The sequence below is a fragment of the Chenggangzhangella methanolivorans genome, from assembly GCF_042648545.1.
Taxonomy (GTDB): domain Bacteria; phylum Pseudomonadota; class Alphaproteobacteria; order Rhizobiales; family Methylopilaceae; genus Methylopila; species Methylopila methanolivorans.
Map to the genome: position 1 here is coordinate 1 of NZ_JBHRXS010000014.1, position 10,775 is coordinate 10,775.

Here is a 10,775-nt window from a genome sequence, read left to right on the forward strand (position 1 = left end):
AGCTTCAGGGGGTCAACATTGGACGCCGATAGAGGGTCAAAGTTCAGTGCCGATTGACAGATGGTCTCTCTCTTGAGCGTTTCGTCGGCTGCGATCTCTGCAAGGGGAACGATCGGCAGACGGTCCCCGCCGGTCTGGTCGATAAAGCCGAAAATCGCGTTGGTGCCCAAGAACGGCCGGTCGGACCCGAAGCCCCATCCCTGAGGCGCGCCGCCGTGAGGCGTCAGTTCGTCGGCCCGGCGGTCGTCGCCGATCAGCTTCAAATAGTCGATCACGCCCTGCAGGCTTTCGGCGCCGAGGCTGTCGTCTGCGTTGAAACTCATGATCGCCTCGCTCTGACCGCAACGCCTGCACGCGCCCGCAACTCAAGTTCCTGCCGGATTTCCTGATAGATGTCGGCCCGGATGGTGTCGGCGGTCTCGAAGCTGACAGCCAAGGCGTAGGGCGCGTCAACCTGATTGAACGCTGTGGTCTCCGCCATGGCCTGGACGCCGATCATGAAGCTCGACCGACTACGGAAGGGGACTGCCTTTCGTCCGTCGAGAACGGAATGAAACAAGGTTCCCTTCCCGCAGTGTCGGTGATCAGGCTGAACCACATTGGTTCGATCGACGCCCTCCCAGAAGTGGGACTTCCCTTCATCGTCAGTGACCACCAGTCGAATGGATCGCGGCGAGGCGGCGCTGACCCTGACGGGTGAGCTCCAAGCGAGCGTGACCGTGATGCGCCGGAGTTCGGCCAACGACGACAGGGAGTCGGGAAGCGGGATCCGATACTCGTGCCGGCGGTCGTTGCGCAGCGTGGCGTCGGCAAGCATCGTCACGCGATGGGCGGAGCCACTGATCACGCGGTCCACATCCGGTTCGCCATAGCCAAGAAACTGGGAGATCGCCACGCGGCGACGGTAGTTCGAGGTCGCGGCCGCAGGCGGATAAAGCCCATCAAGGTGATGGCCGATGTCTCCCCAAGAGCAACCATGCGCAAGTAGGCATTTCAGGATCACGGCCCTGGTCGATCGGTTACGCCACCGAACCTCACCGGTCACGGGTGGGATATCATCGAGCGCTTCGGCGATGCGGATGGCGTCCCGGGTCGCGAGCGCCGCGGCGTTGCTGGTCCCGCTCGAGCGCTGTGTACGATCGCGGCGTCCGCCACGCGTGTCCGGAATGGCCGCTCTCTGCCCGACTCCTTCGATCTCCTGACTGAAGACCTCGAGACCTGATGGCGTGACGCGCGCCCGCGCCGCCTGACGTCCGCCCGGCATCACAAGATCAGGCTTGATCGAGCCGCCGATACCGGTGCCGAGGCGCGATCCGAGATTGGTCATCCGCAGCGTGCCGAAGGGGTCGATCGCCGCGCCTGTGAAGGCTCCAGGGCCGGCGAAATCGCTGTGGAGCGCCCCGACGGTCAGGCTGTTGCACGACTGTGCGGGGCTCAGCACCGGGCGCGTGGCTCGCGCCCGCTCGAGTGCTGTGAGGATAGCCTCGGTGCGGGCGTCGGCCGTGGCGCGCCCGAAATCGGCGAGATTGGCGAACCCGTCCAGCGGGAGGCCATCTTGCGCGTTTCCGGCGCTGACGATGAATAGCACGTTGTACCGGTGAGATAGGTAGTCGAGGAGCCTGCTCCAGTGACTGGCCCGACGCTCGAATGGCGAGTGCATGTCGCCGAGCGAGTGATTGATGATCAGCACGTCCGGCCCGACGGGCTCGCGGCCGCCGACACCTTCCTTCAGGGCGCGTACGGCGCGCTCGATCATTCCAACGGCGAGCTTATCGGTCGGGGTGTGTTCCGGCGAACCGTTCGCCGGAGAGGCGAGAACGGGCACGACAAGAAGCGTTCGGCCGAGCGGGGCGCGTGGCCGCCGTCGAGGTCGCCGTGAATGACGAGCGACGCCATCTGGGTGCCATGCATGCGCCGGTGAGAAGGGGCCTCGGCCGGCGCCACGTCGATTGGGTAGACGTCGATCCGATTACGCAGCAAATCGTGGTTTTCAATCGGAAAGCCATCGAGCAACGCGGCGATCGGAGCGCGCGTGTCGGGCTCCGTAGGAGGCGCGCGGTCGACCGCCTCCAGAGGATCGCGCTCACTCGGGGGATGAGGTGAGAAACTCTGCGGTCGAACGACCATGACCTCGTCTGCGGTCGCAAGCGGCCCGGCGCGCTCGATCAACGCGAGGGCTTGCCTGACAGGCAGTTCGACGAGCGCCGCATGATACTGGATGGGCTCCAGCAGCACGCGATCGAGAACCCGTCCGTCGGCGGCCGCGACCTTGGCCTGGAACGCCTCCATTCGAGCTAACCGCACGATCGGATCTTCACGAAACCAGAGATCGAATTCGATGCGGACAGCGCCTGTCGGATTGCGGCGAATCTGGTCCTGCAGGATCGTACGGGTCCATTGGTCGATCCGGTCTTCGGCGCTCCACGATCTGATCACGTTCAGCGTGGCGAAGATCTGCCACCACTTGCCGTAGCCTTGTGGAGCCGGCTCCTGTGCCGTGAACGCTGTCCAAAGACGCAGGAGCGTTTGGAGCGCCTCGCGTGACGGCATCAACGCGTAGAGGCGAGGATCTGCGGCGACGGCAGGATCGACGAGATCCTCTTCGTCAGAGACGTTGTCGTTTCCGTCAGCGCCCTGTTCAAGCATCCACGCGAAGCCGAGCCTTCTGGCTTCGCGGGCGAAGTTTTGAACGCTGTTCTTCAGCTCCAGAACGAGGACCCGATCCGGAACGATCCGGTTGGGTTCGGCGGCGATGTCGACGCCGGCCTCGATGTCGTCGAGCGTCCGACTTAGCCGCTCGAACTCGCCGCCAAATCGCGTGGTCTGAGTTTCAACGGTCTCCCGAGGCCTGCGACGTCGATCAGGTGCTCCCGGAATCCTCCTCACCCGCTCCGAAGGATGCAATTTGAGGATCGGTCTTTCGGTCGGCATCACGTTGGCCCTTCGATGGCTCGAAGCGCTTGCGCCACCGCTTTAAGGTCAAGCGAATGGCGTCGGACCAACTCGCGTTCACGCCCGACAGCACAATCCTCCGTTGCACGTCGAGCGCGAACTGTTCAATCTCGGAAAAGCTCTTTCCCCGAAAGTTTTTGGCCAATCCCTCGAATTCAACGGCACAATCCTTAGGCGCATCGCGAAATGCGCTTTTGAGCCATGACGCCAGTTGCGCCTGGGTTGGATTGGGCATCGTCAGCCGCAGCTCGAACCGCCGCCACACGGCGCGATCGAGCAGTTCCGGATGGTTGGTTGCGCACACGAGCAGGACGTGAGGCGGTAAGGCATCGAACTGCAACAAGAGCGAACTGACGACGCGCTTGATCTCGCCGGTCTCATGAATGTCGCCGCGTTCTTTGCCGATGGCGTCGAACTCATCGAAGAAGATGACGCAGGGCGTCGTTGCGACGAACTCCATCACCGCCGAGATCTTGGAGGCCGTCTCGCCGAGGAAGCTTCCGACGATCGCCTCGTAACGCAGCACGTAGAGCGTCAGACCGAGCTCGGTTGCAAGCGCCTCCGCGAGAGAGGTTTTCCCGTTTCCAGGCGGGCCGACGAGAAGGACGGTGTGCCTGGGGGAAAGCGAGTTCGCGTAGAGCAGCTCGACGTTTTCGTGTTCCTGGCGAAGCTCGTCGAGTTCTTCGCGCGTGTCCTTCGACAGCATCAGATCGTCGAACCGCCGTCGCGGGACGATCTCGTGCAGCAATCCGGCGACGCTGTCGGGCAACCGCAGCGACGGCAGGCTCAGGCTAGCGGCGCCGCCGACCGCCTCGATCACGTTCGCCAGCCGCTTCGCGAAGGTGTGCTGCTGTTTCGCCTTCGCTTCTTCGGCGAGAGCCCGGACGGTTCTCTTCACCATAGAGCGATCGCCGGACGCGCCGGCTTCGGCTAACGAAAGAACGAGGTCGCCTCGACTCATGCCCGATCTCTCTTGTCAGCCTGAGGCTCGGTGAGCCGACCGCCGCGAAGTGTCGAAGCTGTTGCTATCAAAGCGTGCAACACCTTCTCGAACGAGGCAAGGTCCCGTTCCGTTATTTGATCAAATTGTTCCGTTTTAGAGCTCTTTTTCGGCTCTTGGTCCGAGAGGGCTTTGCGGATGCGCGCAGCTGTCTCGCCGGTGACGCGGCCGGTTTTGAATGCGCGATCGAGGGTCGACTTGCCGATCTCGAGAAGCCTGGATGCGCGCGAAACTCCGCCGCTCTCGCAAACGAAGCGGTCGAGCTGGGTTTTGAGCTCGCTGTCGGGGGAGACCTTAGGCATGGCTGGTTGTTTCATCACCATGAGAATGCGTCAATCCGAAAAATACGGAACATAACAGATCAAAACGGAACATCGGTTCTCGAACATTGGTCGACGGGCGACGGGGGCTTCGGTCCTTAGACGCTCCAACTCTCGGAACGCACGATCGGCGCCAGATGGTCTGGATGACGTCGAGGCGAACCGCGTGTCGACTAAACGCGATCGTGCGTCTAGGGCGCGAGGCGTCGAAGCATCGCGTATTTCTACTGAAATACGGCGATCCCCAAAGTCCTCAGAATTCAGCAGTTTTTAGCCCGTCAGACTCGGCTTTGTGAAATAGGCGCTCCCAGACTCGTTATTTGAGAAACTGGACTCAGGTAATCTGCAGGTCGCGCCCTAATAATCTCAATGAGTTAGCGAGTGGCCACGACTCAGGAATTCAGAAAAAGGACAGCGGGCCGGTGTAGAATATCTCAAATAACGAGTCTACATCAGAGAAGACGAGTCGTAAAAGGTATAAAGCTATGTCCGCGTCAATGTATGACCATACCTTTAACCAGCTGTTAGAGCAATGCGTTCAATTTTATGAAACTTCTGACCTGCTACGGCAGGCCAACTTACCCCAAGGTCTTTATTGTATTTTGCAACGGATGCTAGTGATACATCCACGTCAAACGTTACCCTAATCCATTCTTGAACAGTCTTTCGTGAGAGGCCAGGCTCTCCGCCCCTTATTCTGTCTGCCACGCTTTGGCTAAATATTTTTAATTCCGCCTTCTGTGGCTCGGTCAGTTTAGACAAAACCTTACGGTCTGTTGGCCACTCAAGTCCTGTTCGACGCACAAGAGCCGAGATGCTCTTCACGTCGTAATCGATTCCAAATTCGCGCTTCACAAAATCAACTAATTTGGATTGACTGATACGCTGGTCGTTGTCTTTTTGAGAGATGTATCTTTGAATCTCGACCTCAAACGCGTCACGTTGTGCGGCGTCAAGCTTACTCTTGGCAGTCTTTCTGCGCGAAACGTGAAATTGTACGCCTCTCTTTCGAGCCGAGAAACAGAACAGCTGAACAGTCTGTACCCCAAATTCTTCATACAGACTATTGAAGTTGCGACCCTTTAATATCTCTATCAGAATCTTCAGTTGTGTAGCCTTTTGCGGCGGCAATTGATCAAGCAATCTCTCCGCATATGGAAGCGTCATATCCACAGGAACATTGAGGTATTGAAGCTGTGCGATACTTAGCGGCGTTATCGCAGCCCCAATGCCGCGATATTTTTTGACCCATGCACGAATGACCGCCTCGACGTCCTCGCGTTTATAGATGACGGGGCGGCCATTCCCGATCATTTCGACGCCAGCTTCAGCCAGCCACTTCGGAATGATCTTTAGCGCCAACCCGAGTTCGGCTGACAGAGCGGCCGCCGTCACATAGTTCTCCTTAAAGCGGCGAAGTTCCTGCTGCTCCAAGATCGCGACAGGCGGAATCGTGGCCGACTCGCTTGTCTGAACGATGTTCAGACGAGCGAGTTCTAGGGCCTTGCTCGCCCGGATTCCGTGGCTGGCCAGCACAGCCGTCAGCGAGGGTCCCGATCCGCCTTCTTTTTTCGGAAGCTGAGCGCCTAACCGCCGTCGGCACAGCATCCATCTCAGTCCAAGCCGAGTGGTTTCACGATTGAGGGTAATGATCGGCACGCTCCCATCCTCAATCAGCCCCAACGTCCTGTTCCATCCAACAATGCCGCCGCCGAGGAGTTTGACCGCAGCGGAGAACCGAATCGCGGTCGACCCTTGCGGCGACTGCATGCGAGCTTCGACGGAGGCCAACCAGGTGCGCCAATCCGATTCGGACACCCTTCCGGGCCCGAGCATCCTCTCGACGAGCGCAGAAGCGGGCCTAATGACGCCCCGCTCGATCAAGCTGGTGAAGACTCCCCTGGGCATCCCGCTCTCGGTTATAAGAAGGGTCATCGCCTTGGCGTCGCGCATTCCGGCGACCAAGGCCTCGACCGCGGCTCTGTCATACGCGCTGACGACTACCCCGCGCCCGACCCGAAGCTCCTGGAGAGGAAGCATTTTCCTGGCTGCGAACTTGCTCGGCGCGGTGGCGAGGAGTTCTTCCGACGACATGGTCTGGTCGCACCAACGCAGGAGGGTGATGGTGCTGGTTTTCCGGTCAGAAGCTCGGTACCGCGATCGATAGAAGCGCCCAAACCTCTCTTCAAAAAGAGCGGCCGTCGCCTCCCCGGAAATGGCCGGGTCAACCAGATCGTACAGCGCTCCTAGTTCGGTTCGCGCCGGCGATTGGGATGGCGCATGTTTGGCCTTCTCTCGGATCTCGCTCAAAAGATCCTCGAGATATTCATCCAGCTCAAGCAGCAGCCGGAAGCCGGTAGCCATGATATCGGGTGCGGTTTTCTCCGAAGCCCCTCGCGACAGACGTGTTCGGAGTTCCTTCGCCCGAGGATTGTGGATCGACTCCATCGCGAGCCCGAGCAGCATCGACGTGTGCCAGATCTCTCCGGAATCCAAGCTTTGGACATAGGCGGGCAAGCGTGCCCGAGATTGCTCGCGAACGAGAGCCGAGTGAGAAACGAGATTGGCTAAGGGGACGAGGTCCGCGAGCAGCGACGGGTGAGCCCGTTTTGCTTCACGTTCTCGGAGGTCGAAATCGCAGTAGTGACAATGGCATACCGAATTTCCGCGCCAGGCGAGCGCTCGGTTGCGTCGTGGGCACTTGGAGATCAAGACTTCGTGGGACTCTGGGCAGATGCCCAGATGCACAAGATCCCAGGCAATCCGATGAAAGGGGGCTTTCCGCAGCGAGGAAGGCGACACGGCTCGCCGGATCGTCGAAAGAAAGCTCGAACGCAGAACGACGCCATTGAACACTGAGAATTGGTGGCTCTGACAAGCGCGTGCGACGGGCAGATACATCCGAGCGCGGATTCCGTCGATCGGATGTCCTGCTGTCTCGGCGACAACCTGCGCTTGGTCCTCGAGCCAGGGGATCTGGTCAGGACTTTTCCCCTGAGCTCCAAGGGGTCCATCAGGGCGGTAAAGTGGGAGTGCCCGGACACTCCCACCATTCGCGTCAAGATGCTCAGTAAGCTCTCGCCGCTGAAGGGCGCCACGCGGTCGCGCAACGTCCCTGCGGACAAAACGAAGCGAAAATCCGATTGCAGGGACGCCGGATCGACGCCCCGGCTGTCGGCCGCGGCGGCGTCAATCAAACGATTCCTCCCATTCTTCGGTCCAAACCTGTTCGATCCGAGGCGGGGTTGCGGTCCTGAAGGGATTTACCGCTTTCGCGTCGGAGAACGCCCACATGCTGTCGAACGCTTCAGCGAAGATCTCGCGAGATAGCGTCGGCTGGTCTCCATTGAGCATCGCCTGGATGGCGGTCAGCTGCAGGAGCCGAGCCGTGGCGCCGGGATAACCCCGGGACGCTGCATGGATCCGCTTCGCCAAATCGAGCTTGTGAAGGTCGGACCGATGGAAGCCAGCGACCTGCTGCAGCTTCTCGTCAAACGTTGCAAGATAAGTTCGGTATAGCTGCCAGTCCGCAGCGTCGTCGTCGGCTGCGGCGTAGGGCTTGATCTCGAAGTGGTGATCGCTGCGCCCGACCAGGTGGCCATTCCGGCGGAAGATGCGTCGGGCGCGGGTCGTCCCGACCAACAGGATCCCACATGTGCCCGAGATCTGATTCAGCAGGTTCTGAATCCAGTCGGACACATTATGAGCGACCCGGCCTCGGTCTTTCGCGACGAGGCGCTGGATCTCGTCGATAATCAGTAGCTTCGTCTCGCGCCGGCGGATCGCCTTGGTGATGAGGGTCTGCTTGTAGGCGCCGTCGCCTCGAGACGGATTCATGTCCCCCAGGGCGTTCAGGATCGCCATGCCCAACGATGAGGTGCCGGTCCCGCTCGGAGTTTCGACATAGACGATCGGCATCTTTTCGGTCGCGACCTCCGGGTCCGGCATGAAGGCCGAACGGAACTCCTGGATGATTGTTGTCTTTCCGCCTCGTGTAGGGGCCGTAAGCGAGGCGCCGGCGTTGTCGCCGGTTCCGGTCGCGGTCTGCATGAAAAGCCGGATTTCCTTTATCCCTTTGATCGTCCGGTCATTCTGGATGCGGATAGCTTTTACGGCGTTGATGCGCGCGGCAAACCGTTCAGCGAATTCGTCGTAATCTTTGCGTTCAATCGTATCGATAACTTCACTCACCACCAATACTCCGAGAAGTGGAACCGAAACGGTTCGAAAGCAACGAGTCGAGATCGTCATTCTCTGGCGAAGAATTGGCCGCAGGTGGCGCTATAATTGCTAGAGAAGATTTCGTAACAGGCGACTCCAGCGGCTTCGGATCCCCATCGGCCGCCGATTTCTTGCGTTGTTTCTTTGTGGCCGATTTGCCTGGCTCGATTATGAGCGTGTCGGCCGTTTCAAAAGCCGGTGCGGCCATGGTCGGCACAGTGATGACGTTTTCGACGGACGAGCTCGAGGTCTCGATTGCGATCACCGGTATTGAGCCTGGAGAGCCCCGTTGGGATCCGATGCCGCGAAAACGAGCTTCATAGGACTTGGCCAATCCGGTCTGGATCGCCTCATGGACCGCTTCCATGAGTTCAAGACGTGTCCGCATCAGATCCTTGTAGCTTTTCGGATCGCGATCCCTTTTGCGGTTTTCGTCTTGGATAATCTTGTGTTGCCAGAGCGATATGCCTTTGGCGTATTCGTCCTCGCAGTGCAAGGGCAGATAAGTACCGTTTGGATGGAGAATATATATTGTTCCGATATCTGTTGGATCGAATCGGAATTTCACGCGTAATTTTGCTTTCCCCGCAGCTTCGAGGACGGACGAAACAGTTGAACTGTTTCGATAGGCAAGGTTTTGATATCGGATGCCGGATCGTGACAGCATGCCATCAGCGTGCCGCGAAAGAACAACCTTCAGATCAGAGATGCGCTCCGGCATCTGGATCCGATGCTTCTCAGTGCCTTCGATCCAACGTTTTTCCGGCGTGCAGCCGATCGTACGGTTCTTGGCTTTACAGTAATCCTGAGTCAGCCACTTTAGGAAAAGAAACTGGAAGGTGTCGAACGACATCGACATTGTCTTGCGAGGGTCAATATCGCTGTCTCGTAATTTCTTCGGACTACCGTAAGTCGTTCCCGGAAGACGATGCAGGAACGTAGTGTTGAGCGTTCTGAAAAAGCGCTCGATAATGCCTTTGTACTTGGGCGTCCGCACAGGCGACGTCTCGAGCTCGATCCCGAGTTCCGCGCAAGCGCGCGGGAGGGAAAGACCGATGACCTCTTTCGCGTTGTCAGCCACCAACTTGAGCGGCAAGCCAGCCGCGCGCCAGTCGGCCTTGATACCCTTATACTTGGCGAATAAGTCGGTCTTCGGCGCGACGGCCTGTTGGAGGCACATCATCACCGAGTAAACACTCGGCGGTTCAAATCCGATGTAATAGCCAACCGGATAGCGTGAATAAGCGTCGATCGCCATGGTCAGCCAGGGACGGCCACCGCAAGGGAGGCTCGTCTGATCTTCGAAGAGCATCCAGTCATCGATCTTCGTATGATCGATGATGATCGTTTCCAGCGGACGCGTCGCTTCCGGCGCGACTTTCAGCGGCTTCATCATCTGGTCGGCGGCGCGCTTTCCAATGCGTAGCCGGAGGGTTCTGTAGAACGGGTGCTCCGCGATCCTTCGATGGATCGTCATCGGCGACGGAGTGGCGATCCGCTCAGCGCTTCCGAGGTCTTCGTTTCTCCGCGCAATCTCGCCGACGACGGCCTCGATCACAGCGGACGCCGGGAGCTGCTGCTGATTCAGGAAGACGAGCTTTATGCAATCCTGAATGATGTTTCCGCTTCGGGGTCGACGCCTTTCTTCCGACCTCGCAGTTCCTCGAATGAACGCATGGCCCTGAGGGGACGACGGCCGCCGACGCCGCGGGTCCTCAGCCATGTGAGCAGCGTTCTCCAGTCTGGCTTCACATCGTGGCCGTTCTCGGCGGCCACATGTTCGATGAGAGGGACAAGTCCGCGTTCGGTCTTAACCACGGGATTTGCGTCGAAGGCGACGCAGTAGGCGTGCCGCCACTCCGCCTTCGTCGTCTTCTCCGGCGGAAGAGTTTCGAGGGATCTCTCAGCTTCCTTGCGAAACTTGACCGGAAGCACGCTCCAGTCGCGGACGACGATGCGACCGGCGCGATAGCGATCGAGAAATTCGCTTTCCCTAAGGGTTTTCCGCTTGGCGTTCTCTTCGTCGTCGAAAGCGAAGCGGCCGTCGTCCAGCAGACGCGCGAAGAGATGGTTCCGGCCATCGATCTCGACGACCCCATTCTTACGCAGGCGCAAGTTCAAAGAGACGTCTTCGAGTTCGGCCAGCCGAGAAGCGGATCGGGCGTCAAACATTCTCAGGCTGTCCTTGACGTACGATGTTGCCGAGGCGATCACGATACTGGCCGGCCCCCATCGAGTGGTCCGGTTGGAATGTTAGTTCATGAGCGGCGCTGACGCGACGG

General features: G+C 59.3%; 9 protein-coding genes. All 9 read right to left on the reverse strand.

Features of this window, described 5'->3' with window-relative positions:
- Nucleotides 1–323, reverse strand: a 323-nt coding sequence (locus ACFOWB_RS20775) for a hypothetical protein (RefSeq protein WP_378149099.1), incomplete at its 3' end; no start/stop codon positions are given.
- Entirely contained in the window at nucleotides 320–1,825 is a 1,506-nt protein-coding gene (locus tag ACFOWB_RS20780) for a S8 family serine peptidase (protein WP_378149101.1), read from the reverse strand. The genes ACFOWB_RS20780 and ACFOWB_RS20775, both read right to left, overlap by 4 nt.
- Nucleotides 1,753–2,931, reverse strand: coding sequence for a hypothetical protein (locus ACFOWB_RS20785; protein ID WP_378149103.1), 1,179 nt, complete (start codon nucleotides 2,929–2,931; stop codon nucleotides 1,753–1,755). The genes ACFOWB_RS20780 and ACFOWB_RS20785 overlap by 73 nt, the downstream gene beginning before the upstream one ends.
- Complete coding sequence (locus ACFOWB_RS20790) at nucleotides 2,861–3,913, reverse strand: AAA family ATPase (RefSeq protein WP_261405373.1); 1,053 nt, start codon at nucleotides 3,911–3,913, stop codon at nucleotides 2,861–2,863. Before ACFOWB_RS20790 ends, ACFOWB_RS20785 begins: the two co-directional genes overlap by 71 nt.
- Nucleotides 3,910–4,275: a hypothetical protein gene (locus ACFOWB_RS20795; RefSeq protein WP_261405372.1), complete on the reverse strand. Its 366-nt coding sequence runs from the start codon at nucleotides 4,273–4,275 to the stop codon at nucleotides 3,910–3,912. Before ACFOWB_RS20795 ends, ACFOWB_RS20790 begins: the two co-directional genes overlap by 4 nt.
- Before the next feature lie 510 nt (nucleotides 4,276–4,785).
- On the reverse strand, nucleotides 4,786–7,173 hold the full coding sequence (locus ACFOWB_RS20800) for a hypothetical protein (RefSeq protein ID WP_378149106.1): 2,388 nt from the start codon (nucleotides 7,171–7,173) through the stop codon (nucleotides 4,786–4,788).
- 288 nt (nucleotides 7,174–7,461) lie between these two features.
- Nucleotides 7,462–8,463: a TniB family NTP-binding protein gene (locus tag ACFOWB_RS20805; RefSeq protein ID WP_378149108.1), complete on the reverse strand. Its 1,002-nt coding sequence runs from the start codon at nucleotides 8,461–8,463 to the stop codon at nucleotides 7,462–7,464.
- Nucleotides 8,456–10,051: a Mu transposase C-terminal domain-containing protein gene (locus ACFOWB_RS20810; RefSeq protein WP_378149110.1), complete on the reverse strand. Its 1,596-nt coding sequence runs from the start codon at nucleotides 10,049–10,051 to the stop codon at nucleotides 8,456–8,458. The genes ACFOWB_RS20805 and ACFOWB_RS20810 overlap by 8 nt, the downstream gene beginning before the upstream one ends.
- Nucleotides 10,052–10,092: 41 nt before the next feature.
- Nucleotides 10,093–10,665, reverse strand: coding sequence for a hypothetical protein (locus ACFOWB_RS20815; protein WP_378149112.1), 573 nt, complete (start codon nucleotides 10,663–10,665; stop codon nucleotides 10,093–10,095).
- Between the last annotated feature and the right edge of the window lie 110 nt (nucleotides 10,666–10,775).

Coding starts and splice junctions, on each gene's coding strand:
- ACFOWB_RS20790 (WP_261405373.1), bottom strand. CDS start 3,913: ATGAGTCGAGGCGACCTCGTTCTTTCGTTAGCCGAAGCCGGCGCGTCC.
- ACFOWB_RS20795 (WP_261405372.1), bottom strand. CDS start 4,275: ATGGTGATGAAACAACCAGCCATGCCTAAGGTCTCCCCCGACAGCGAG.
- ACFOWB_RS20800 (WP_378149106.1), bottom strand. CDS start 7,173: ATGTATCTGCCCGTCGCACGCGCTTGTCAGAGCCACCAATTCTCAGTG.
- ACFOWB_RS20785 (WP_378149103.1), bottom strand. CDS start 2,931: ATGCCGACCGAAAGACCGATCCTCAAATTGCATCCTTCGGAGCGGGTG.
- ACFOWB_RS20815 (WP_378149112.1), bottom strand. CDS start 10,665: ATGTTTGACGCCCGATCCGCTTCTCGGCTGGCCGAACTCGAAGACGTC.